Source organism: Comamonas sp. CMM02, from assembly GCF_014851485.1.
GTDB lineage: Bacteria > Pseudomonadota > Gammaproteobacteria > Burkholderiales > Burkholderiaceae_C > Comamonas > Comamonas avium.
Window position 1 is genome coordinate 255949 of the sequence record NZ_JACUZW010000004.1, and the last position, 23513, is coordinate 279461.

Consider the following 23513-nt stretch of genomic DNA (forward strand, 5'->3'; position numbering starts at 1 on the left):
TGTGTGGCGTGCACCCGCCGACCAAGCGGAGTGCACGCTGCATGGTGGTTATTTGGCTGGAATGACGTTGCTGGAGGCCGGGGTGGTGAGTGCCGGGGCCGAGTGGCCCAGCACACCCTTGACCACCTGCCATGCCATGGCCAGTGCGCCCACAATGAAGACCACATCACCAAAGGTGCGCACCCAGCGCAGCGTTTCCAGCAGCGGCTGCTGCATGAAAGCTTCGCTGCGTGCCCACCACAGGCCTTCGCTCACGCTGGCGTGGAACTGCAGAACCCCAATCGGCAGCAAGCTGGTGGCAATCATCAGTACCAGACCACCGTTGAGGCACCAGAAGGCAGTTTTCATCAGGCCTTCGCTGAAGGCCATCTGGGGGCGCACATAGCGCAGCACCATCAGGCTAAAGCCCAGCGCCAGGAAACCATACACACCGAACAGGGCCGCATGGGCGTGCAGTGGCGTGGTGTTCAGGCCCTGCACGTAGTACAGGGAGATGGGCGGGTTGATCATGAAACCAAAGACGCCTGCGCCCAGCATGTTCCAGAAGGCCACGGCCACAAAGCACATCAGCGGCCACTTGAGTTGCTGCATCCACGGCGCACGGTCTTTGAGGCGCCAGTTCTCCCAGGCTTCATGGCCCAGCACGATCAGCGGCACCACTTCCAGCGCACTGAAGGCTGCACCCACGGCCATCACCGGGGTGGTGGTGCCTGCAAAGTACAGGTGGTGGAAGGTGCCGGGAATGCCCCCCAGCAGGAACAGCGAGGCCGAGGCCAGACTGGCTGTGGTGGCCATGCGGCGCGAGACCAGCCCCATGCTGGAGAACACAAAGGCCAGGCCAGTGGTGGCAAAGACTTCAAAGAAGCCCTCTACCCACAGGTGCACCACCCACCAGCGCCAGTACTCCATCACGGTCAGGCTGGTGCGCTCGCCGTAAAACAGCCCAGCGCCGTAGAACAGGCCAATGGCACCGCACGAACAGGTCAGCAGGGCCAGCAGGTTTTTGTCTTCGCCATTGCGCGCCAGCAATGCGGGCAGCACACCGCGCAGCATCAGCACCAGCCACAGCAGCATGCCCACCCATTTGAGGATCTGCCAGAAACGGCCCAGATCCACGTATTCATAGCCCTGGTGACCCAGCCAGAAGTTCCACTCTGCGGGCATGACCTGGGCAATCGCCAGGTAGTTGCCGACGAAAGAGCCGACGCAGACAAACACCAGCGCCCAGAACAGCACGTCCACGCCCAGTTTCTGGAATTTCGGGTCTTTGCCGCCGTTGATGACGGGGGCCAGAAACAGCCCCAGCGCCAGAAAGCCCGTAGCAATCCAGAACAGTGCACTTTGAATGTGCCAAGTGCGGGTGAGTGAGTAGGGGAACCATTGCGATACGTCTACGCCATAGAACTCCTGCCCTTCCACGGTGTAGTGCGCGGTAAAGCCGCCCAGCATCACCTGAAAGACAAACAGTCCGACGAGCAGCAGCAAATACTTGGCCAAGGCGCGTTGCGAGGGAGTCAGGGCAAAGCGCGTCAGCGGGTCTTGCACAGGTGCGGGGACTTCTTCGGTGTCCTGGTGGCGCAGGAATGACCAGCCCCACACCAGAAAGCCCACGCCTGCCAGCAAGATCACCACGCTGGCAATCGACCAGACCACGTTTTCGCTGCTGGGCACGTTGCTGATCAGCGGTTCGTGCGGCCAGTTGTTGGTGTAGGTGACTTTGCTGTTGGGACGCTCGGTGGCGGCGGCCCATGCGGTCCAGAAGAAGAACTTGGTCATCTGCGCGCGGCGCTCAGCGCTGGGCAGGGTGTTTTCCTTCATGGCAAAGCTCTCGCGGCTGCCGCGCAGGGCGGGCTCGTCCGAGAAAAGTTGCTCGTAGTAGGTGGCAGTTTGTGCCATGGCCCGGGCACGGCGTTCGCTCACGGTCAGTGTGTCGTTGTCATCGACGCGGTTGTGGCGGTATTCGGCCTGCAGCTGTGCACGCAGAGCGGCTTGCTCGCCCACCCCCAGATCGGCATAGGCCTGTTTGTGGCGCTCTTGCGCGCCCAGCTCCAGCCACGCGGTCAGTTCGCGGTGCAGCCAGTCGGCAGTCCAGTCAGGGGCCTGGTAGGCACCGTGGCCCCAGATGGAGCCCAGCTGCATGCCGCCCACCGATTGCCAGGCGGTCTGGCCGTCAAGAATGTCTTCTTCGGTGAACAGTTTTTCGCCCTTTTCGGTGACCACATGGTCAGGGATGGGCGGGGCTGCGCGGTAAATGTCGACACCCAGATAGCCCAGCAGCGCGAACATCACGATGCACATGCCAATGAGCGTGAACCAGTGTTTTTTATACGGACCCATGGTGTGGTCTCCCTCTGTGCAGTTACAGCACCTGCGCGGGCGCAAAGCGCTCGAACAGGATGTTGTTCTCGGTATGAATGTGGGCAATCAGGTCATCGCGAAAGCTGCGCAACCCGGTGTAGAGCGCGCGCCATGTGGTGCAGGCGTCGCGTGGGGTGGTGATGTTGTCGGTCAGCTCGGCCAGACGGCGCAGCTCGGTGCCGTGGTCATCGTGCTCAGAGCGCATGGCCGAAATGGGCATGCTGGCCATGCCTCCCTGCCCCCGCGTAATCATGGGAAACAGCACCATCTCTTCCTTGCGCATGTGGCTGTCCAGCTCTTGCGCCATGGCCTCCAGATGGTCGGCCAGGCCGTGGGGGCAGTCTTGGCGGTCGCCGTGGACATGTTCCACGCGGCGTGCCAGTCGAATCAGCTCGGGCAGTTGCTCTCTGTGTACAGCGTGATAGCGCACCAGCAGGTGCTCCACCAGTTGCGTGTCGCTGGCATCGCTCCAGTCCTGCTCGGGCTCTGCGGCGGCGCGCTGCTCCAGATTTTTCAGTGCATCCACCAGGGGGCGGGGATCAATGCCCAGGCTTTCGGTGGCCGTGCGCAGACTGCGGTTGCCGGCGCAGCAAAAGTCCAGCTGGTGGGCATCGAACAGACCGGTGGCTCCGGGAATGCGGCGGGCGAGCTGCCCCAATGACTGCTCCATGTAAGGCATGGTGAATCTCCTAGAAAGTCGTGAAAAAGCGGCCACGAGGGCGTGCTGTGTGCGGGGTGCTGGCCTTGCCAGAGTAGGTGTCTGGCAAGGCGTGTGGTGGTGCGCTGGGTGCGTTACAGGGCGCTGGGCTTGTAGACGCCAGGGACGCCTTCGCCCGTGACTTCCAGTACGCCGACGGCGCCTTTGCCGGTGCGCGAGAGTGCATGGTCTACCAGCAGATAGCTGCCGGGGTGGTCCATCTTCAGCTCCACAATGGTGGCGCCGCCTGGGGCAACCACGGTGGTTTGCACGCTGTGCTTGATGGTGTTGAGTGCGGCTTCGCTGTAGACCTTGTCAAATACTTCGCCAATGATGTGGAACGAGGCAATCTTGTTGGGCCCGCCCACACCGAAATAGATGCGCACGGTCTCACCCACCTTGGCCTGCATCTTGTGCGTCTTGCTCAAGGCTCCGACCGCACCGTTGAACACGTAATAGGTGGGCAGCTCATCGGACATTCTTTGCAGGTCCACGTCCTGGTGCACCTTGGCGCCAATGGGGCGCTGTGTGTACATGTCGCCTTGCATCACATAGAACTCGCGGTCTACCTTGGGCAGGCCCTGCTCGGGCTCGACCAGAATCATTCCGTACATGCCTGCAGCAATGTGCTGTGGCACCAGCGGTGTGGCGCAGTGGTACACAAACAGGCCTGCGTGCATGGCCTTGAAGGTGATGGTTTTTTCTTGGCCGGGTGCAACCTGGGTGTGCTCGCCCCCTCCGTGCCCGCCTGTTACGGCATGCAGGTCGATGGAGTGGATGGCCTTGCTGTCCTTGGCATTGGCCAGTGTCAGCTCAATGGTGTCGCCCACCCGCGCACGCAGCATGGGGCCGGGGACCTGGCGGTTGAAGGTCCAGTAAGTAAAACTGGTGTCGTCATCCAGCTTGCCGGACAGCTCCACGGTCTCCAGGCGCACCTTCTGTACTTGCGGGGCATGCGCCGCAATGGGAGGTGGCAACTGGGTGGGGCTGGCCGAGATATCAACCGCCGTGGGGTCTGCGCCCTTTTGCGGCACGGTGATGGGTGTGTACAGCGCTAAAGCCGCATCGCTGGAGGTGCTGCTGGCAGATTTGGCTGGCTGTGATTTGCCCGTGACCTGGATGGTGCCAAACATGCCGACCTGGCGGTGCCCGGGGATGGAGCAGTAGTACTGAAACTCACCCGCCTGCGAGGCAGTGAAACGTACACGCTGTGTGCCCTTGCCGCTGAATTTGGGCGATGCCACGCCCAGCTCGTCAATGCGCAAATCGTGCTCGGCACCTTCTCCGCTGGCCAGCTCGATTTCGACGGTGTCGCCCACTGCCACGGTCAGCGTGGGGTTGGCAACGCCTTTGTCATCCACATAGACCATCTTGCCGTCCACCACATTGGTGTGCAGCACAAAGCGCTTGACGCTTTGCTGGGCGCTGGCGGAGGTGCCCGCCTTTTGGGGGGCTGCTTGCAGGGTGGGGGCAATACCAGACAGGGTCAGCGCGCAGATGGCTAGAGAGAGGGTGCGCAATGTGGGCTGTTTCATGGTTGTGGGCTCCAGTGAGTGAGGGCGGGTTTGCCGTCACTTCTCACTACGCACAGAACAGGCCAGAAAAAATCAAAATAAAAACAAGTGTTTACCCAGATCAAGGTCATAACTACCCGATGCAGTTAGGGTGAAAACAACCTTAGAAAGGTGATTTTCACCATGAACCCCTTGCACGCGTTATTGCTGACCGACCTTGCCATGGAGCTGCCCATGGCCGTACGTCTGCAGCGTTTGGTAGAGCTGTTGCGCATGCAGTTTGGCTGCGGTGCTGTGGCACTTTTGAGTCTGGACAGTGAGACCAGCAGCCTGCGCCCTGTGGCGGTGGACGGCTTGTCCAGCGATGCGGTCGGGCGGCGTTTTCCGATTGCAGAACACCCCCGTCTGGCCACCTTGCTCCAGCGGGCTGGCGAGGTGGTGCGCTTTCCGCATGACAGCAAGCTGCCTGACCCCTACGACGGTCTGGTGATCGAGCAACCGGGCCAGCCACTGGATGTGCATGACTGCATGGGCGTAGCGCTGGAGGTGGAGGGCCAGTGCTGGGGCGTGCTGACGCTGGACGCGCTGACGGTGGGCACCTTTGAGGGCAAGGCCATCCGAGAGCTGGAGCAGCTGGTGCTGGTGATTGAAGCGGCCGTGCGCGTGACGCGCCTGGAGACCGCGCTGCGCGGTGTACGCCAATCGGCAGGGGCGGTAGAGGAAGGCATAGCCTCGCGCCCCGAGGGTGAAATCATCGGGCAAAGCAAGCCCTTGCTGCACTTGCTGCAAGAGCTGCAAGTGGTGGCCGACACCGAATTGCCCGTGCTGCTGCTGGGCGAAACCGGTGTGGGCAAGGAGCTGTTTGCACGGCGGCTGCACCAGATGTCGCGCCGCAGCGGCAAACCGCTGGTGCACGTCAACTGCGCGGCGTTGCCTGAGGCCCTGGCTGAAAGCGAATTGTTTGGCCATGTGCGTGGTGCTTTTTCAGGGGCCATTGCCGAGCGCGCAGGTCGCTTTGAGGCCGCAGAAGGTGGCACGCTGTTTCTGGATGAGGTGGGCGAGCTGCCCCTGTCCATTCAGGCCAAGCTGCTGCGGGCCTTGCAAAACGGAGAGATTCAGCGGCTGGGCGCAGACCGCCCGCGCAAGGTGAATGTGCGCATCATTGCGGCCACCAACCGCAACCTGAAAGAGCGCGTGCAGGAAGGCAGTTTCCGTGCAGATCTGTACCACCGTCTTTCGGTCTACCCCGTGCCGATTCCGCCACTGCGTGAGCGTGGCAACGATGTGCTGCTGCTGGCCGGATTCTTTCTGGAACTCAACCGTGCGCGTCTGGGCTTGCGCAGCTTGCGCCTGTCGGTGGCGGCAGAAGATGCGCTGCACCGCTATGCATGGCCGGGCAATGTGCGCGAGCTCGAGCACGTGGTCAGCCGTGCAGCACTCAAAGCACTGAGCCATGGTGCACAGCGCAGTGACATTGTGACGCTGGAGGCCGACTGGCTGGGGCTGGATGTTCAGCCATTACCAATGGCCGCCACGGTGTTGCACGCGCCCATGCTGGCCCCCGCCCCTTCCATGCGCGCCGTGGTGGACAGCGCGCAGCGCGAGGCCATTCGCTGGGCGCTGGATGCCCACCGGGGGCAGTGGGCACAGGCGGCCCGTTCTCTGGATGTAGACCCCAGCAATCTGCACAAGCTGGCCAAACGGCTGGGGCTCAAGACTGCCTAGTCTCTGGCGAAGCTGCCACGCACTATTTATAAAAGGAGCTTCATGCGCATGACTGGCTTATGTTCCAGATATAAAAGATGCTGAAACATATAGTACGTAAGCGATAGCAGCTATTTTTTTAATATTTCTTGGTTCTGTCTTGCCGCAAGTTCAGAACTGCCAGCGCAACGTACCCAGCCCGTCAAAGCTGACGGTGACCAGATCACCGGCCTGTACTTCGGGGCAGCCCGTCCAGGTGCCGGTGGTGACCACCGTGCCTGCGGTGACCGTGCCGTAGTGCTGGGTGACGTGCTGCAGCCATGCCGCCAGCAGCCATGTGGGGTCTTGCAGGCTGTGGGTGCCTGTAAAGCTTTGCACGGCACCATCGTTGACTTGCAGCGTGCACGTTTGCAGGCTCCAGTCGTGCTGGCGCAGTGGGGCAAAGTCTTGCCAGTCGCTGATGGCTAAACCACCATGGCACTGGCCGTCTGCCAGCAGCGTCAGCGCGGGTGCAAGGGTGCCTTCGCGCCAGCGGCTGTCCACAAACTCAATGGCCACGGCGCAGGCATCGACCAGTGCGCGCGCGGTCTCGGGAGTCAGCGCTGCGGCCTGTTCGGCAGTGACATCCTGGCCCAAGCGCAGCGCAATCTCGCCTTCAATGCCGCGCAGGCTAAACACGGTGGCAGGTGGTGTAGCGGCGGTGGCGCTGGCTTGCACGCCGGGCTCTGGCAGCGGAGCGTGAATCAATGCCGCCGCACGGCTGGGGCCGCCTGATTTCCAGTAACGCGGCACGCTGCCAGCCGGCCACCACTTGCGCGCAATGGCCAAGGCGTTTTGTACGGCCCGTGCGTCTGCTGCATCGCGCAGCATGTAGGCCACATCTGCACCGTGCGCCACACGCTCGCCCAGCTTGCGGGACCACCACAGTGCATCGGCGATGGAGTAGGCGTCCTCAGGCAAGTCCGGGGCCACCTTGGGCCAGTCGGGCAGGATGTCCTCAGGGTCATCTTTGGCCAGCAGGCTCAAACCCAGTGGCGGCTGGTTGGCAAAAGGCGAAGGGGCCGTGGAGCAAGCGCCCTGGGCGCAATCTTTTTCGGAATGGGTCGACATGGGGGGCAATCATGGCAAATTCATGCCGTTGAGCAGCGTGAAGGGGCGTGTGACCGCACAGGGCAGGCGGATTCCCTTGAGCAAGTCATGGGCTTGTGCAGCCATGGCGCTGTGGTCAAGCATGGGGCGTGATTTTTTCTTTTTGCAGATGTGTGAATAATGGCTGAGAAATCACGATAAATAGCGATGAAATACGTGAACTTGCATGGTTATGCGTGAAATTTATAACTATGCAAACAAGCGGCCTTGGACAGTTGAACGCTGGCTGCGTACGCTGGAACCAGCTGATCAAGGCACGCTAGTCGAGCCATTTGATCGCACTACTTTTTTGAGGTTCTTATGCCTGCACATGAACATTCCGCGCATTCGATGACACACGCATTGCCTTCTTACCTGAATCCGGACGACGTCGGCCCCTGGGGCACCTACCTGCAACAGGTCGATCGTGTCACCCCCTATCTGGGCTCGCTGGCCCGCTGGGTCGAAACTCTCAAGCGCCCCAAGCGCATTCTGATCGTGGACGTGCCCATTGAGATGGACGACGGCTCCATTGCGCACTTTGAAGGCTACCGCGTACAGCACAACCTGAGCCGTGGACCCGGCAAGGGCGGCGTGCGTTTTCACCAGGACGTGACGCTGTCTGAGGTGATGGCGCTGTCGGCCTGGATGTCGATCAAGAACGCCGCCGTCAATGTGCCTTACGGCGGTGCCAAGGGTGGTATCCGCGTGGACCCCCGCAAGCTGTCCAAGGGCGAGCTGGAACGCCTGACCCGTCGCTACACCAGCGAAATTGGTTTGCTGATCGGCCCAAGCAAGGACATTCCTGCCCCGGACGTGAACACCAATGCGCAAACCATGGCGTGGATGATGGACACCTACTCCATGAACACGGGTTCGACCGCCACGGGTGTGGTTACAGGCAAGCCCGTGGACTTGGGCGGATCGTTAGGCCGTGTTGAAGCCACAGGCCGTGGCGTATTCACCGTGGGCGTTGAAGCCGCCAAGCTGATTGGCTTGCCGATTGAAGGCGCACGCATCGCCGTGCAGGGCTTTGGCAATGTGGGTGGCACCGCAGGCAAACTGTTTGCCGATGCGGGCGCCAAAGTGGTGGCTGTGCAAGACCATACCGGCAGCATCAGCAACGCCAACGGTCTGGACGTGGCGGCGCTGCTGGCGCACGTTCGCGACCAGGGTGGCGTGGGCGGCTTTGCCGGTGCGCAAGCCATTGAAGCAGAAGACTTCTGGTCGGTCGATTGCGACATCCTGATTCCAGCGGCACTGGAAGGCCAGATCAACAAGGACAACGCCCAGCGCATCAAGGCCAAGATGGTGATTGAAGGCGCCAACGGCCCGACAACCCCAGAGGCCGATGACATCCTGCACGACAAGGGTGTGCTGGTGCTGCCCGATGTGATTGCCAATGCTGGTGGCGTGACGGTGAGCTACTTTGAGTGGGTGCAGGACTTCTCCAGCTTCTTTTGGAGCGAAGAAGAAATCAATGCCCGTCTGGTGCGCATCATGCAAGAGGCGTTTGGCGCAGTCTGGCAAGTGGCGCAGGAAAACAAGGTGAGCCTGCGCACGGCCACCTTCATTGTTGCCTGCAAACGCATTTTGCACGCACGTGAAATGCGTGGTCTGTACCCATAAGCAAGGGGCAGCAACCCACACGCAAAGCGGCCCTGAGGGCCGCTTTTTTCATGGGCGTTGCTGAGCCCAGACATGGCGTTGCAAGGTGCGCTGTGCCAAATGCAGCACCGGGGCATCCACCATTTTTCCATTCACCACGCACACTCCGCCTTGGGCAAGTTCCATGGCCTGAACCACGGCGCTGGCATGGGCCACGGCGGCTTCTGTGGGCGAGAACACCTGGTGGGCCACGGCAATTTGCGCCGGGTGGATGCACAGCTTGGCACCAAAGCCCATGCGCAGTGCGCGCTGGCAGTCTGCGTCCATGTGCGTGCTGTCTTTGGTGTCAACAGTGACGCCGTCAATAGGAGGTGCCAGATTGGCACGGCGCGATGCCATGACGATGGCCATGCGTGTGGGCAGCAGCTCGCCTTCATCGTCTGCGCACTGCATGCCTGCATCGACTTGAAAGTCCAGATGACCAAATGCCAGGCGAGCAACTTGCGGGGCGGCGGACAGACTGGCCAGTGCATCCATGCCTGCCACCGTTTCTACCAAGGGGATCAAGGCGCAGGCGGGGCCTGCTGTCTGGGCGATGGCATGAAGGACAGAGACGGTCTCTGCCTTCGGAACAACCACGCCAGCAATGCCCGCCGCCACCAGTTGCTTGAGCACCTGAATGTCGCCCTCATGCCAGGCGGTCTGCGCGGCATTGATGCGCACCAGCACACGCGCACGCAGCGTGGCAGACAGTGTTTGCACAGTGCCCAAAAGTGCCTGGCGTGCCGCTGCCTTGTCGCTGGGCGCGACCGCATCTTCCCAGTCAGCAATCACCATGTCAGCAGCGCTTTTCAGGGCTTTGTGCAGGCGATCGGTCTGATGGGCCGGAACAAACAAAAACGAACGCGCGTTGTGCAGCAGATCACTCATGGGAAAACCTAGCAGGCGGGTGTACAAACTACGAGATCAAACGTACTCGGCAATCTCGATCAGATTCAGGTCGGGGTCACGCACATAGATGGAGCGAATGGGGCCTCGTGCGCCGGTGCGCATCACGGGGCCGCATTCAATGTCGATGTGGTGGTTAGCCAGGTGCTGGCGGATGATTTCAAGCGGCTGTGACGCAATCAGGCACACATCCAGCGCACCGGGTGTCGGGTGCTGCGCCTTGGGTTCAAACTCTTTGCCGGCAATGTGCAAATTGATTTTTTGAGCGCCGAATACAAAGGCTTTGCGCTGCTCGCCAAAAGTCTCCAGCTGCATGCCCAGCACCTCGACATAAAACCGGATGCAAGCGGTTTCGTGTGCCGTGGTCAGCACCAGGTGGTCCATACGATCAATCATGAAAAAGCTCCACCAGCGGCGCTGTGCTGCGCCGCTGGTCATGGGGGATTACTCTGCCGTTACGCCGGTTTCCTTGATCACCTTGGCCCAGCGTGCCACTTCGGCGGTCAGGTGCTTGCGCAGGCCTTCGGGCGTGGCTTTCTCGGGCGAAACAAGGTCAGAGCTCAGGTCGGCGATGCGTGCCTTCACGTTGTCGTCCTTGATGGCCACATTGAGCGCCTTGTTGATCTTGTCGATCACTTCTTTAGGCGTGCCCTTGGGTGCGTACATGCCGTGCCAGACCTTGACGTCAAACCCTTTGAGGCCCTGCTCATTCAGGGTAGGAATATCGGGCAGCGAAGACAGGCGCTCAGGGGTGGTGACACCAAAAACCTTGACACGTTTGCCATCCTTGATGACTGGTACGGTCTGCGTGGTCTGGTCGCACAGCAGATCGACCTGCCCGCCCATCAAGTCATTCATGGCCGGGCCAGCACCCTTGTAGGGGATGGTGGTCAGGTTCACACCCAGCTGGTGCATCAGCAGCATGCCGCACAGTTGCGAGACCGCGCCGATGCCTGCGTTGGCCAGCGAAACCTTCTCCTGGTTTTTCTTGACGTAGTCCTGCAGCTCCTGGAAGTTGTTGGCCGGAAAGTCCTTGCGCGACAGCAGCGTCATGGGGACATCCAGCACCTGACCGATGTACTCGAAATCCTTGAGCGGGTCATAAGGCAGCTTCTTGTACAGCGCAGGTGCCGTGGCCATGCCCATGTGGTGAATCAAGATGGTGTATCCATCATTTTTGGCCTTGGCAACGCGCGTGGGTGCAATCGTGCCGCCTGCGCCCACGGTGTTTTCTACCAGCACTGACTGACCCAGCACCTGTCCCATGGGCACAGCCAGCAGACGTGCAACCACATCGGTGGGGCCGCCAGCAGAGTAGGGAACGACCAGCGTGATGGCCTTGTCTGGCCAGTTGCTGGCCATGGCGTTGCCCATGCCCAAAGTGACCAGCGCGCAGGCGCTGAGCAGGGTGCGTCGTGAAACCTGATAAGTCTTCGTTGTCATCTCGTTGTCTCCTGGTGTGTTTTGAGTAAAACGGAGTGCTGCGTGCACTCTCTGTGCGGTGTTTCCGCTTGCAATATTGCGTCCGGTGCAGACCCCCGTCTTCACCGGACACAAATGGTTCAGGCCATCAAACGACCCACACGCTTCCAATGCGCCACTTGCCATAGTTGTTCCACGGCTTGTGGTGCATTGGTTGCGTAGTTCGGGTTGCCATACACCGCCAATCGAAGTGCTTTGGCGGTGATTTCATCGCGCGACAAGGTGTTGCCTGGATCTCCCTTGGGTTCATCCACACGCCCTTGCAAGTGACGGCCATCGGTGGTTTGTACAGTGACTTTGCCAATCCAGCATTGGGGGTAAGCCGCATCAACCTCGGCATCGAGCACCATGTGTACTTTTTCGCGCAACGCCACGGTGGCAGGCGACTGGAAATGGGCATCAAACTGCGTCAGCCCCGCAAAGCCAAACTGTGCAGCCAGGGCCAGCACCGTACCCATGGAAAACTTGCTCTGGTGCACGCTGGAGGGGCTGACCACGGGTCCCAGCACGTCAATGGCGCCCTGGTGCACATGGCAGGTGACCTGTGCAATGTCTTCGGGGCGCAGCTTGTTGTGCTGCATGACTTGCAAAAGTGCATCGGCAGCCGGGTGCGTATGGCGGCAGGATGCATGCCATTTGAAACTGGTCTCCGCCGTGGCCCAGCGGGTGCCCAAACCATCGGTGAGCTTGCCGGGGTTGGCGTCGGTACTCATGCCAGCGGCCAGCCCCTGTGGGCCGGTAAAGATGTCCTGTGCGCCGGTGAACCCATCTTTGGCCAGATACGCCGCCATCAGGCCCGCAGCCGCGGCGTGTGCGGTGTGCAGCTGTTTGCTGTCGGCTGCTGTGCGCAAAAACTCCCACAAGCCTGCGGCCTGGGTGCCCGCCGATCCCAGTGCATGCTGCATTTGCACCGGGCTCAGGCCCAGCAGATGGCCCACGGCTGCGGCTGCGGCCAAGGTGCCTGCGGTGCCTGTGGTGTGAAAAATCCGGTAGTGGCTGCGGCCCAGAAATTCGCCCACGCGGATGCCCACTTCATAGCCTGCTACACAGGCCGCCATCAGTTGCGCACCAGTTGCCCCCATGCTTTGCGCCACGGCAACCGCAGGTGCAAACACCACGGCTGCCGGGTGGAACACCGAGCCGTTGTGCACATCATCTTGCTCTGCGACATGCGCTGCTGCCGCGTTGGCCAGTGCAGCCATCATGGGCGAAGTGGTGGTGTCTTGACCGATCACCTCACAGGGCCCCTGGGCTGGTCCTTGCGATAGTGCAAAGCGCGTCAGGCTTTGTACAGGTCGTGCATTTTGACCGGCCAGCACAGAGCCGAACCAGTCGACCCACAGGTCCTCAGCCTTGCGCTGTACGGCGGGAGGAATATCGTCCCACTGCAGCGTGGCCGCAAACTGAGCCAGGGGGTGAATGGTGATGTGACTTTCTTGCTTCATGCTGGTTCCTGTTGCAGCGTGCGCAAGCGCAGACTGCTTTTTTTGGGGTGTTGCGGCGTCACGCGCACGGGCTGTTTTGCAAGGCAGCGGCCTGCTCTGCGCTCCAGCCCAGCTCGGCCAAAATGGTGGCGTTGTGCTGGCCCACGGCGGGGACAGGCTCCATGCGGTAGTCGAAAGCGCTGTTTACGCCGGGGGGCAACAGGGCGGGCACATCACCTTCGGGTGTCGCCACGGTGCGCCAGCGCTCACGTGCCTGCAATTGCGGGTGCCGCCACAAATCGGCCATGTCGTTAACGCGGGCGTTGGCAATGCCTGCTGCTTCCAGCCGGGCCACTACTTGCTCGGCAGTCAAGGCAGCGAAGGTTTCCACGATCACGGCTTGCAACGCAGCGCGGTTGGCATTGCGCTGGGCGTTGCTGTCAAAGCGCGTGTCGATAGCAATATCGGGTTGCAGCAGCACGGTGGCGCAAAAGGCTTTCCATTCACGCTCGTTTTGCAGCCCCAGCATCACGGTTTTGCCGTCACCGGCCTGGAAGGGGCCATACGGGTAGATGCTGGCGTGCGATGCGCCTGTACGCGGCGGCGGGGGCGCACCGTCATAGGCGTAGTACATGGGGTAGCCCATCCACTCGCCCATCGCCTCCAGCATGGACACATCAATGTGGCTGCCTTCGCCTGTTTTTCCACGCAACATCAATGCCGCCAAAATATTGGTATAGGCATACATGCCGGCTGCAATATCGGCCACCGAAATACCTGATTTGCTGGGTGTATCAGGCGTGCCGGTCACCGACAAAAAGCCTGCCTCGCTCTGGATCAGCAAGTCATACGCTTTTTTGTCGCGATAGGGGCCATCGGCACCATAGCCACTGATGTCGCACACGATCAAGCGGGGGTTGTGCGCCTTTAATTCGTCGTACGACAGCCCCATGCGCGCAGCCGCGCCAGGGGCCAGGTTCTGCACCAGCACGTCTGCGGTTTTCAGTAGCTCCAGCAGCGCAGATTTGGCCAGTGGCTGTTTCACATCCAGAGCCAGACTTTGCTTGCTGCGGTTGATCCAGGTGAAGTGCGACGACTGGCCCTTCACGCGCTGGTCATAGCCGCGCGCAAAGTCACCGCTGCCGGGACGCTCCACCTTGATAACGCGCGCACCCAGATCAGCCAGTTGGCGTGTGCAAAACGGAGCGGCTACCGCGTGTTCCAAAGAAATGACAGTGATGCCGTCAAGAGGTCGAATCATGTGAAATCCAATATCCGAAGTGGGCCTGCAATGCGGTGCAACCGCACAGGGGGTTGTCCATGTCAGAAAGAACGGGGCAGACCCAGCAGGTGCTCGGCCACGTACGAAAAAATCAGATTGGTGGAGATAGGCGCAACCTGGTACAGGCGTGTTTCGCGGAATTTGCGCTCCACGTCGTACTCGCAGGCAAAGCCAAAGCCGCCGTGAAACTGCAGACAGGCGTTGGCCGCCTCCCAGCTGGCCTTGGCTGCCAGGTACTTGGCCATGTTCGCCTGGGCTCCCATGGGCTCGTGCTGGTCAAACAGCTCGCACGCTTTCCAGCGCATCAGGTTGGCCGCTTCCAGCTCGATAAAAGTCTCGGCAATCGGGAACTGCACCCCCTGGTTCTGGCCGATGGGGCGACCAAATACCTGCCGGTCCTTGACGTAGTGGGTCACCCGGTCCATGAACCAGTAGCCATCACCAATGCACTCGGCAGCAATCAGCGTGCGCTCGGCGTTCAGGCCATCGAGGATGTACTTGAAGCCCTTGCCTTCTTCCCCGATCAGGTTCTCGGCGGGGATTTCCAGATTCTCAAAGAACAGTTCGTTGGTCTCGTGGTTGACCATGTTGGGGATCGGGCGCACGGTCATGCCCTTTTTCTCGGCTTCGCGCAGATCCACCATGAAGATCGACATGCCCTCAGACTTCTTGGTCACTTCTGCCAGCGGCGTGGTGCGCGCCAGCAAGATCATGAAATCGCTGTGCTGGATACGGCTGATCCACACTTTCTGGCCGTTGATGACGTATTTGTCACCCTTTTTCACCGCACTGGTCTTGATCTTGGTGGTGTCGGTGCCGGTGGTGGGCTCGGTCACGCCCATCGACTGCAGGCGCCATTGGCCGGTTGCAATTTTGGGCAGGTACCTGTCTTTTTGCTCCTGCGATCCATGGCGCAGCAATGTGCCCATGTTGTACATCTGGCCGTGGCATGCCCCGGAGTTGCCGCCGCAGCGGTTGATCTCTTCCATGATGACCGAGGCTTCGGTCAGACCCAGACCCGAGCCGCCGTATTCCTGCGGAATCAGCGCCGCCAGCCAGCCCGCCTCGGTCAGCGCGGTGACGAACTTTTCAGGGTAGGCACGTTCTTCGTCCACCTTGCGGAAATACTCGTCGGGAAAGGCCTTGCACAGGTCGCGGATCGCATCGCGAATTTCGTGGTGGTTGTTGCTCAGAGTCTTTTCAATCATTGCCATTTTTCGAACCTTTGGTGCCTTTGGCGCTTTGTCTGTGAGCACAGAAAGCGTTTGTTTTTGTGTCTTTTGAAGGTGCTTCAAGCCAGCGTGGCCGTGGCTTGCATGGTGAGCCAGCCTTCGTGGTCCTGCGCCCAAAGCTCCACGCTCTTGCCATCTGCCGAAGGCTTGCCGTGCACGCTGAAGCTGTGCAGGTCAAACGTTGGTCGCACGGCCTTGAAAGCAAAACTTTGCAGTTGAGCGCTGGGGTCGCTGCGGCGCAGCAGATCTACCAGCAGCGTGGCAATCAAGGGGCCATGCACGATCAAGCCGGGGTAGCCTTCGACTTCGGTCACATATTTGCGGTCATAGTGAATACGGTGACCATTGAAGGTGAGTGCGGAGTAGCGAAACAGCAGCACGTCATCGGGCGTGATCACGCGAGACCATTGCTGCTGGCCAGCCAGAGGCGGTGTTTGCGGCGCAGGGGCTGGCTCTCCGGGCAAAGCCATTGGGCGGTAGACGATGTCGTGTTCTTCCACCAGCGACAGGCCATCGGCATTGCCAAAGCGGTGTTCAACCTGCACGAACAGCAACTCCCCCGAGCGACCTGTTTTGTGCTGCACAGACTGGATGGTGGAAACGCGCTCAGCGTCTTGGCCCACTTGGAGCGGGTTGCCCGGCTCCCAGCGCATACGCCCCCCAGCCCACATGCGACGGGGCAGAGGCACCGGCGGCAGAAAACCGCCGCGTTGGGGGTGGCCATCAGCCCCCAGCTCGCTTTGGCGGGCATGGGGCAGAAAGTACAGCCAGTGCCACAGCGGTGGCACGGTGCTGCCGGGCACCACGGGCGCATCATCACGGTCAAGCGTGGCCGACAAAGCGCGCAAAGGCGCAGGGGTGATCAGGTCGCTTGATATGTCGCTGCGGCCTTGCCAAGTTTGCAGGTGTGCCAGCTGGGTGGCATCAATCAGAGGAGATGGGGTCGTCTTGCTCATGGTCAATGTGGTGCTTTGTGAGGGTGGCGCCAGCCATTGCTGACACGCTGTTGCAATGCATCTTGGGCGTGGCCAATGCTTTCTACAATCACAGTTTTTGCAAGCAAGCCTTCAGTTTTTCAAAAGGCTTGGCGTTATCCGTACTAACCCGGACACCCTATGAAACTCGAATTAAAAGACTGTGTGCTGTTTGTGCAAGTGGCCAAAACAGGCAGTTTGACTAAGGCGGCCGCGCAGTGTTTCTTGTCACTGGCAGCGACCAGTGCGCGCATCAAGGCCATGGAGGAAGAAGCGGGTATGCCTTTGCTGATTCGAGAGGCTCGGGGTGTGCGACTGACGCCGCCGGGGGAGGCTTTTCTCTTCCACGCCCGTGCCATGCTGCAGCAGGCGCAGCAGCTTGAGGCTGACTTGCAGGAGTACGGGGCAGGCCTGCGCGGCCACGTGCGTGTGTTTGCCAACACAACGGCAGTGACTGATTTTTTGCCCGACATTCTGGCGGCCTACCTGATGGCGCACCCCCACATCAGTGTGGACTTGCAGGAGCGCCCGAATGCCGACATTGCTGCAGACATCCGCGAAGGCCGGGCGGATCTGGGCATCATTGCGGGCGAGGTGGACATGCATGGCCTGACCAGCGTGCACTTCAGCACCGATCGGCTGGTGCTGGTGACGCCCGATGAGGCCCGCTGGCAAGGGGTCGAGGCGCTGGGCTTTGCGGATGTGCTGCATGAGCACTTTGTGGGCATGCATCGCAGCAGTACCTTGCAAACTTTTCTGGGCACGATGGGCCAGCAGCTGGGTCACACCCTCAAGCTGCGCATTCAATTGGCCAGTTTTGATGCGATGTGCCGCATGGTGGCTGCTGGCGTGGGCATTGCTGTGGTGCCTGAAAGTGCCGCTCTGCGTAGCAGTACCCGGCCGCATTTGCGACAGATTGCGTTAAGAGACAACTGGGCCGTGCGCCCGCGTTACATGCTGCTGCGCGAAGGCAGCAGTGTGGCCAGCCATGTGCAAGACCTGATGCACGCCGTGCAGCAATACCACGCCAGCAGTGATGCGTAAGAGGCCTTAGAGCGTGCGCCGCTGCGCCCGGTCGATTGACCACAGGTAGTTCATCTCTGCACAAAAAGGCTGCGCGCAAATGGCCCGGCCTTGGTACTGACAGCCAGCGCGGTTGCAGAAGTTGGCCTGTTCATTGGCGTTGCGGGGCTGTTTTTTGTTGTGGCCTTCGGCCTCGGCCTGCGCCATGAGCAGCCACGGATCAGTGCTGCGCCCTTGAATCATGGCTTGCAGATCCTGCGGCAGCATGTGAGCGGGCATGTAAACCGAAGCCATCTGCGCGCTCTGTGCGGCCTGCGCCAGCGGTTGAAATTCCAGCTGCAAAATGGCACTGGTACGCATGGCTTGCGCCGCAACAGCCGCCGCAGAGCCGGGCAAGAGCTGCGGCTGCATCACCAGCCCCATGCTGCCGCTGCTCAACTGCTGCACGCTGCCCGCAAAAGGCAGTGCCAGCAGGCCACCCAAGCTGAAACCACCGGGTGTGCCGGACAGCAGGCCGGGGATGGTGGACAAGCCTGCTGCTGCCGGGCTGGCACCAGCGGGCAGGGCGGTGCCCAGTGCTGCTTGTGCCTGTGCCCAGGCCACTGGTACGCGCAAGGTCAGGGTAAAGCTGCGTTCGCCATCGGCCGCTTGCACAGAGCCTTGCTGCACCAGCCAGTTCTGCAGCTGGGGCAGGCGAATGTCCGTTTTGTCCGTGGCAGCTGCCTGCGCGGCTTGGGCTGTTGTGGCAGCCAGGGCAGGGGACAAGTTACCCGCAGTGGCGGCTTGCCCGGCCAGTTGCAGCACAGCGTTGGTCAGTGCCGTAGGCCATGCCTGCAGGCTGACCAATTGCTGCGGCAGTGGCTGGCTGGCAGTGGCTTGCTGGAGCAAGGTCGTCACAAAAGCCTGTAGCTGTGGGCTGACACCAGCAGCTGGCCAGTTGGCCGGCAAGGTGGCACTGCCTGACTGGATGTGGTTAACCAAGTTGGCCACAAGCTGGTTGAAAGCGTCCATTTTGACGGCCTGCTGCGCCTGGGGCGACAGGTTCACACTGCTGGACAGTGCCGCCTGCGTGGCCGCCACAATCTGTGCCACCTGCGCCGCGCTGGCTATGCCGCTGGCAGGTGCTACTGGGGCGGTGGGCGCAGCGGGTGCTGCTGCATTGGCTGCTGGTGTTGAACTGGGCGCTGGTGTGCTGGCCTGCCCGCTGCTGGCAGTACTGGTGTTGCTGGGCGGCGCAGACGCATTCCCCTGTGTGGCTGCCTGGGCGCTGGCCGCAAAGTTGGGCCCGCCTGCACTGGCGTTGCCAGTCGCGCCTTCTGTGTGGCTGGGCGCTGCTGGCGGGATGGGCAGGGCAGACGTTGGGGGGATGGCGGAAGTCACGCGCTGACTGTAGTGCAAAACCGTGCGCAGGCCCAAGTGTGGGGGCAGTGCTTTTGATAGCTTCTAGCGCTTGCTGTACCGGCGCTAGAAGTCATTTCGGTTTGCAACTGCCTCAAGTCTTGGCAGGTGGCAATTGCAGCTGCTGCACAAACAACGCAGCCGCCAGCCCCAGAGGGCGCTCTTTGGACCATACCCAATCGACAAACAGTCGTGTGCCGTTGCTCAGGTTGGACAGCGGAATCTGCACCAGCTCGCAGCTGTGAATGTGGGGCTCTACAAAACTGTGCGGCAGCCAGCCCCAGCACAGGCCTGCGGCAATCAGGGAGCGTGCTGCGCCGTGGCTGTCGGCACGCCACAGGTGGTGCGAGAACACAAAGCGTGTATCAGTTAGGGAGGGGTCGCGGCTGGCCACCAGAATTTGCCGGCTGGCGGCCAGTTGCGCCATGTCGATGTGCGCACCGCCTTGTGCCTGCAACTGTGTCCACAGAGGGTGGCGGGTAGACATCACTGCTACCAAGGTTTCGGCGCCTTGTTCCTGAAAGTCTTCGCGTGCATCGAAAGAGGGGCGCTCAAATACCAGCGCGAGCTGCGCACGGCCTGCATGCAGCAATTCCAGCGCGTCGGCCTGCGGGGCGACCAGCACCTCGACCACCAGCGCCGGGAACTGCTCCACCACAGGCTGCAAATGCTCGGCCCACGCGGTGGCCAGCAACTCGGGGGCAATTGCCAGCGTCAATCGTTTTTCCAGCCCGGCATGCAAGGCTAGTGCTTGCTGGTTGAGCTGCTGCAGTTGCTGGGCCAGCAGGCGGGCTTGCGGCTCCAGGGCCCGCGCAGCGGCAGTGGGTTGTGGCTCGCGCCCGGTGCGGTCAAACAGTTGCAGGCCCAGTTCGGCTTCCAGATGGCCCATGGCCATGCTTATCGCTGAAGGCACGCGGCCCAGCTTGCGCGCAGCGGCAGAGAACGAGCCCGTATCGAGTACGGCCAGAAACAGCGGGACTTGCTCGGGTGGAAAGGACATGGCGCGCAACTTATCAGAAAAACTGAAAGAACCTAACTTTTATCATCCATTTTCTATACATAAACTGGCGGGCTTATGTCAGTTCATACACCCAAGGCTACAGGCCTGCAGGGCGCCAAGCGCCGCGTTGTTTTTGTTGGTCTTTACGAGCTCATTGCCATTCTTTGTGCCAGCCTGCTGTTCATGGCGATTGGTCAGGACGCCAGCGCTTCTGGCGGCATGGCGGTGGCTGCATCCACCATCGCCATTGCCTGGAACATCACGTTCAACTGGCTGTTTGAGAAATGGGAGCTGCGCCAAACCAAGAAGGGGCGTTCACTGCTGCGCCGCATTGCGCATGCCGTGGGTTTTGAAGGTGGTATTGCCGCCATGCTGATTCCGTTGATGGCCTGGTGGTTCAGCATTTCGTTGTGGGAAGCCACGGTCATGGAAGCCGGTCTGCTGGTTTTCTTCATGCTCTACACCTTTGTTTTCAACTGGAGTTTTGACCGTATCTTTGGTCTGCCCGCCTCGGCGCAGTTGTTGCCGCAGCACGCGTAATTCATTTTTGATAGCTGCTGGTGCTTATTAGGTAAGCGCTAAACGTCTATTTGGCCTGGACTTTCAAGCCAGCTCCGCTGCCGTGCACTGGCATAGCGCTTGCCGGGTGCACCAGCACGGCTGTACGCCGTAAAATCAGTGGTTTCGCCCCAAGGAGCGCTGCAGCAGCGCGTGTGCCACTTTGGTACCGCTGTCAGGCTTGGGCCGACGGCTGCCGTACGCGCAGCCGCTCGCATGCAACTGCGTTCACCTGTCTTCCGTTTGGTTTTGATTGTTCACACAGGTGAGTGCGATGACTGCTGCCGCTGCCCCCCATACGATTCCCCCCATGCGCCTGTCGGGCCTGGAGCCCGTCTTCATTGGTGAGGACACCCTGTTTGTCAACGTGGGTGAACGCACCAACGTCACAGGCTCCAAAGCCTTTGCCCGTCTGATTCTGAACGAACAGTACGAAGAAGCGCTGGCCGTGGCCCGCCAGCAGGTGGAAAACGGCGCGCAGATTATTGACGTGAACATGGACGAGGCCATGCTGGACAGCAAGGCCGCCATGGTGCGCTTCCTGAATCTGATTGCCTCGGAACCCGATATTGCGCGCGTGCCCATCATGGTGGACAGCTCTAAATGGGAGGTGATTGAGGCCGGTCTGCGCTGCATTCAGGGCAAGGGCATTGTCAATTCGATCTCGATGAAAGAGGGCGTTGACGAGTTCAAGAAACACGCAAAATTAGTCAAGCGCTACGGCGCTGCTGCCGTGGTGATGGCGTTTGACGAAAAAGGGCAGGCCGACACTTACGAGCGCAAGATCGAAATCTGCGAGCGTGCCTACCGCATCCTTGTGGATGAAGTCGGGTTTGCGCCTGAAGACATCATTTTTGACCCCAACATCTTTGCCGTGGCCACGGGCATTGAAGAGCACAGCAACTACGGCGTCGATTTCATCGAAGCCGTGCGCTGGATCAAACAGAATCTGCCCGGAGCCAAGGTCTCGGGCGGCGTGTCCAACGTGTCATTTTCGTTTCGGGGCAATGACCCCGTGCGCGAAGCGATCCATACCGTGTTTCTGTACCACGCCATTCAGGCGGGCATGGACATGGGCATTGTCAACGCCGGCATGGTGGGCGTGTACGACGACCTGGAAGCGAACCTGCGTGAGCGCGTGGAAGACGTGGTGCTCAACCGCCGCCCAGATGCTGCCGAGCGCCTGCTCGAGATTGCCGACAGCGCCAAGAGCGGTGCCAAGGACGAAAGCAAAAAGCTGGAGTGGCGCGGCACGCCCGAGCATCCCAAGACCTTTGGCGAGCGCCTGTCGCACGCGCTGGTACATGGCATTACCGACTTCATCACCCAGGACACCGAAGAGGCCTATCAGGCCTTGGTGGTGCAGGGCGGTGGCCGCCCGCTGCACGTGATTGAAGGCCCACTCATGGACGGGATGAACGTAGTGGGTGATCTGTTTGGTGCGGGCAAGATGTTCTTGCCCCAGGTAGTCAAATCCGCCCGCGTGATGAAGCAGGCGGTGGCGCACCTGGTGCCCTACATTGAAGAAGAAAAGCGCCAGCAGGAAGCAGCCGGTCTTGACGTGACCAGCAAGGGCAAGATCGTCATTGCCACCGTCAAGGGCGATGTGCACGACATTGGCAAGAACATTGTCACCGTGGTCTTGCAGTGCAATAACTTTGATGTCATCAATATGGGCGTCATGGTGCCTTGTCACGAAATCTTGGCACGTGCCAAGGCGGAGGGCGCTGACATCATTGGCCTGTCAGGCCTGATCACGCCCAGCCTGGAAGAGATGCAGTACGTTGCCGGTGAAATGCACAAGGATGACTACTTCCGCATCAAGAAGATTCCGTTGCTGATTGGTGGCGCGACATGCTCGCGGGTGCATACGGCTGTCAAGATTGCGCCCAACTACGAAGGCCCCGTGGTCTACGTGCCTGATGCCTCGCGCAGTGTGAGCGTTGCGCAAAGCCTGCTGGGCGAGGGCAAAGACAGCTACCTCAGCGAGCTCAATGCTGACTACGACAAAGTACGCACCCAGCACGCCAATAAAAAGAAGACACCGCTGTGGCCGCTGGACAAAGTGCGTGCCAACGCAGCGGTGGTCAAACACACACCTGTCACCCCCCGTGTGCTGGGCCGCCGTGTGTTCAAGAACTTTGACCTGGCCGAGCTGGCTGAATACATCGACTGGGGCCCCTTCTTTCAGACTTGGGATTTGGCGGGCCCCTACCCGGCAATACTTGACGATGAGATCGTGGGTGAGCAGGCGCGCAGCGTGCAAGCCGATGCCAAGCGCATGCTCAAGAAAATCATTGAAGGCCGCTGGCTGCAAGCCAATGGCGTGATGGGCATCTTCCCTGCGAATCGCGTGGGTGACGACATCGAGTTCTATACCGATGAATCACGCACCGAGGTGCTGATGACCTGGTACGGCATGCGCCAGCAAACCGAAAAACAGGCGGTAGACGGTGTGATGCGACCCAGTCGCTGTCTGTCTGATTTTGTGGCCAGCAAAGACAGCGGTATTGCGGACTACGCAGGCTTGTTTGCTGTGACCGCAGGTATTGGTGCAGACAAGAAAGACAAAGAATTTGAAGCCGCTCTGGACGACTACAGCGGCATCATGTTCAAGGCCCTGGCCGACCGCTTGGCCGAAGCCTTTGCCGAATGCCTGCATGCCCGTGTGCGTAAAGACCTGTGGGGTTACGCTGCGGATGAAGCACTGAGCAATGAGGAACTGATCAAAGAACAGTACAAGGGCATTCGCCCTGCGCCCGGTTACCCGGCATGCCCAGACCATACGGCCAAGATTGATCTGTTCAAAGTGCTGCAAGCCGAAGAAATTGGCATGACGCTGACCGAGAGTCTGGCCATGAACCCGGCATCCAGTGTGAGCGGCTTTTACATTGGCAACCCTGAAGCGAGCTATTTCAATGTGGGTCAGATTGGTGAAGACCAACTGGCCGATATGGCCGAGCGCCGTGGCATGGACATCGAGGCGCTGCGCCGCTTCTTGGCACCCAATTTAGGGTGATCGACTTGACACCAAAAAAGGCCGCTGATGCGGCCTTTTTTGTGGCCAGCTGACAGGGTGGCCGCTCATGCGCATGCAAGGATGCTCAGTCTTGCTCATTGACCGCCGCAAGTGTTAGCTCTTTCACCGAGCGTGACACGCCAGGGTGACATTGCAGTGCATGG

Annotated in this window: 18 protein-coding genes and 1 riboswitch; of the genes, 5 read left to right on the top strand and 13 right to left on the bottom strand. The window is 60.5% G+C overall.

Annotated features, from left to right (window positions below; genetic code table 11):
* Positions 1-48: 48 nt before the first annotated feature.
* The 3 genes from IB213_RS14755 to nirK form a co-directional block, all read right to left on the bottom strand.
* Entirely contained in the window at positions 49-2337 is a 2289-nt protein-coding gene (locus IB213_RS14755) for a nitric-oxide reductase large subunit (protein WP_192407470.1), read from the bottom strand.
* Between the two features lie 22 nt (positions 2338-2359).
* Positions 2360-3037 carry an iron-sulfur cluster repair protein YtfE gene (gene ytfE, locus IB213_RS14760; protein ID WP_192407472.1) on the bottom strand — a complete coding sequence of 226 codons (678 nt, stop codon included), beginning with the start codon at positions 3035-3037 and terminating at the stop codon, positions 2360-2362.
* 113 nt (positions 3038-3150) lie between these two features.
* Complete coding sequence (gene nirK, locus IB213_RS14765) at positions 3151-4590, bottom strand: copper-containing nitrite reductase (protein ID WP_192407474.1); 1440 nt, start codon at positions 4588-4590, stop codon at positions 3151-3153.
* Positions 4591-4752: 162 nt separating this feature from the next.
* Here nirK and norR point away from each other — a divergent pair, with 162 nt between their 5' ends.
* Complete coding sequence (norR, locus tag IB213_RS14770) at positions 4753-6294, top strand: nitric oxide reductase transcriptional regulator NorR (protein WP_191722025.1); 1542 nt, start codon at positions 4753-4755, stop codon at positions 6292-6294.
* Positions 6295-6444: 150 nt separating this feature from the next.
* On the opposite strand, the gene IB213_RS14775 is transcribed toward norR, so the two are convergent.
* Positions 6445-7383, bottom strand: coding sequence for a fumarylacetoacetate hydrolase family protein (locus IB213_RS14775; protein ID WP_191722026.1), 939 nt, complete (start codon positions 7381-7383; stop codon positions 6445-6447).
* Between the two features lie 339 nt (positions 7384-7722).
* Here IB213_RS14775 and IB213_RS14780 point away from each other — a divergent pair, with 339 nt between their 5' ends.
* Positions 7723-9030, top strand: a complete 1308-nt coding sequence (locus IB213_RS14780; RefSeq protein ID WP_192407476.1) for a Glu/Leu/Phe/Val dehydrogenase — start codon at positions 7723-7725, stop codon at positions 9028-9030.
* 48 nt (positions 9031-9078) lie between these two features.
* Here IB213_RS14780 and IB213_RS14785 read toward each other — a convergent pair whose 3' ends face one another.
* The 7 genes from IB213_RS14785 to IB213_RS14815 form a co-directional block, all read right to left on the bottom strand.
* A complete protein-coding gene (locus IB213_RS14785; protein ID WP_192407478.1) occupies positions 9079-9939 on the bottom strand; it encodes a CoA ester lyase in 861 nt (286 codons plus the stop codon).
* A 36-nt stretch (positions 9940-9975) separates the two neighbouring features.
* Positions 9976-10353: a VOC family protein gene (locus tag IB213_RS14790; protein WP_192407480.1), complete on the bottom strand. Its 378-nt coding sequence runs from the start codon at positions 10351-10353 to the stop codon at positions 9976-9978.
* A 48-nt stretch (positions 10354-10401) separates the two neighbouring features.
* Positions 10402-11400, bottom strand: coding sequence for a tripartite tricarboxylate transporter substrate binding protein BugD (locus tag IB213_RS14795; protein WP_191722029.1), 999 nt, complete (start codon positions 11398-11400; stop codon positions 10402-10404).
* 119 nt (positions 11401-11519) lie between these two features.
* The gene (locus IB213_RS14800) at positions 11520-12884 is read right to left on the bottom strand and encodes an MmgE/PrpD family protein (RefSeq protein ID WP_192407482.1); all 1365 of its coding nucleotides are present in this window, start codon (positions 12882-12884) and stop codon (positions 11520-11522) included.
* Between the two features lie 58 nt (positions 12885-12942).
* The gene (locus IB213_RS14805) at positions 12943-14124 is read right to left on the bottom strand and encodes a CaiB/BaiF CoA-transferase family protein (RefSeq protein ID WP_191722031.1); all 1182 of its coding nucleotides are present in this window, start codon (positions 14122-14124) and stop codon (positions 12943-12945) included.
* Positions 14125-14186: 62 nt separating this feature from the next.
* On the bottom strand, positions 14187-15353 hold the full coding sequence (locus IB213_RS14810) for an acyl-CoA dehydrogenase family protein (protein WP_191722294.1): 1167 nt from the start codon (positions 15351-15353) through the stop codon (positions 14187-14189).
* 83 nt (positions 15354-15436) lie between these two features.
* Positions 15437-16333 carry a MaoC family dehydratase N-terminal domain-containing protein gene (locus IB213_RS14815; RefSeq protein WP_191722032.1) on the bottom strand — a complete coding sequence of 299 codons (897 nt, stop codon included), beginning with the start codon at positions 16331-16333 and terminating at the stop codon, positions 15437-15439.
* 159 nt (positions 16334-16492) lie between these two features.
* Here IB213_RS14815 and IB213_RS14820 point away from each other — a divergent pair, with 159 nt between their 5' ends.
* Positions 16493-17395 carry a LysR family transcriptional regulator gene (locus tag IB213_RS14820; RefSeq protein WP_192407484.1) on the top strand — a complete coding sequence of 301 codons (903 nt, stop codon included), beginning with the start codon at positions 16493-16495 and terminating at the stop codon, positions 17393-17395.
* Between the two features lie 6 nt (positions 17396-17401).
* Here IB213_RS14820 and IB213_RS14825 read toward each other — a convergent pair whose 3' ends face one another.
* Complete coding sequence (locus IB213_RS14825) at positions 17402-18754, bottom strand: hypothetical protein (RefSeq protein ID WP_192407486.1); 1353 nt, start codon at positions 18752-18754, stop codon at positions 17402-17404.
* A gap of 112 nt (positions 18755-18866) precedes the next feature.
* On the bottom strand, positions 18867-19772 hold the full coding sequence (locus IB213_RS14830; protein WP_192407488.1) for a LysR family transcriptional regulator: 906 nt from the start codon (positions 19770-19772) through the stop codon (positions 18867-18869).
* A gap of 75 nt (positions 19773-19847) precedes the next feature.
* On the opposite strand from IB213_RS14830, the gene IB213_RS14835 reads away from it, so the two are divergent.
* On the top strand, positions 19848-20312 hold the full coding sequence (locus tag IB213_RS14835; protein WP_191722036.1) for a PACE efflux transporter: 465 nt from the start codon (positions 19848-19850) through the stop codon (positions 20310-20312).
* Between the two features lie 145 nt (positions 20313-20457).
* Positions 20458-20567, top strand: a riboswitch (S-adenosyl-L-homocysteine riboswitch).
* 37 nt (positions 20568-20604) lie between these two features.
* On the top strand, positions 20605-23349 hold the full coding sequence (gene metH, locus IB213_RS14840; RefSeq protein WP_192407495.1) for a methionine synthase: 2745 nt from the start codon (positions 20605-20607) through the stop codon (positions 23347-23349).
* Positions 23350-23513 lie beyond the last annotated feature (164 nt).

Coding starts and splice junctions, on each gene's coding strand:
- IB213_RS14785 (WP_192407478.1), bottom strand. CDS start 9,939: ATGAGTGATCTGCTGCACAACGCGCGTTCGTTTTTGTTTGTTCCGGCC.
- IB213_RS14755 (WP_192407470.1), bottom strand. CDS start 2,337: ATGGGTCCGTATAAAAAACACTGGTTCACGCTCATTGGCATGTGCATC.
- IB213_RS14805 (WP_191722031.1), bottom strand. CDS start 14,124: ATGATTCGACCTCTTGACGGCATCACTGTCATTTCTTTGGAACACGCG.
- IB213_RS14795 (WP_191722029.1), bottom strand. CDS start 11,400: ATGACAACGAAGACTTATCAGGTTTCACGACGCACCCTGCTCAGCGCC.
- IB213_RS14780 (WP_192407476.1), top strand. CDS start 7,723: ATGCCTGCACATGAACATTCCGCGCATTCGATGACACACGCATTGCCT.
- metH (WP_192407495.1), top strand. CDS start 20,605: ATGACTGCTGCCGCTGCCCCCCATACGATTCCCCCCATGCGCCTGTCG.
- IB213_RS14810 (WP_191722294.1), bottom strand. CDS start 15,353: ATGATTGAAAAGACTCTGAGCAACAACCACCACGAAATTCGCGATGCG.
- norR (WP_191722025.1), top strand. CDS start 4,753: ATGAACCCCTTGCACGCGTTATTGCTGACCGACCTTGCCATGGAGCTG.
- IB213_RS14830 (WP_192407488.1), bottom strand. CDS start 19,772: ATGTCCTTTCCACCCGAGCAAGTCCCGCTGTTTCTGGCCGTACTCGAT.
- IB213_RS14815 (WP_191722032.1), bottom strand. CDS start 16,333: ATGAGCAAGACGACCCCATCTCCTCTGATTGATGCCACCCAGCTGGCA.
- IB213_RS14800 (WP_192407482.1), bottom strand. CDS start 12,884: ATGAAGCAAGAAAGTCACATCACCATTCACCCCCTGGCTCAGTTTGCG.
- IB213_RS14820 (WP_192407484.1), top strand. CDS start 16,493: ATGAAACTCGAATTAAAAGACTGTGTGCTGTTTGTGCAAGTGGCCAAA.
- ytfE (WP_192407472.1), bottom strand. CDS start 3,037: ATGCCTTACATGGAGCAGTCATTGGGGCAGCTCGCCCGCCGCATTCCC.
- nirK (WP_192407474.1), bottom strand. CDS start 4,590: ATGAAACAGCCCACATTGCGCACCCTCTCTCTAGCCATCTGCGCGCTG.
- IB213_RS14790 (WP_192407480.1), bottom strand. CDS start 10,353: ATGATTGATCGTATGGACCACCTGGTGCTGACCACGGCACACGAAACC.
- IB213_RS14775 (WP_191722026.1), bottom strand. CDS start 7,383: ATGTCGACCCATTCCGAAAAAGATTGCGCCCAGGGCGCTTGCTCCACG.
- IB213_RS14835 (WP_191722036.1), top strand. CDS start 19,848: ATGTCAGTTCATACACCCAAGGCTACAGGCCTGCAGGGCGCCAAGCGC.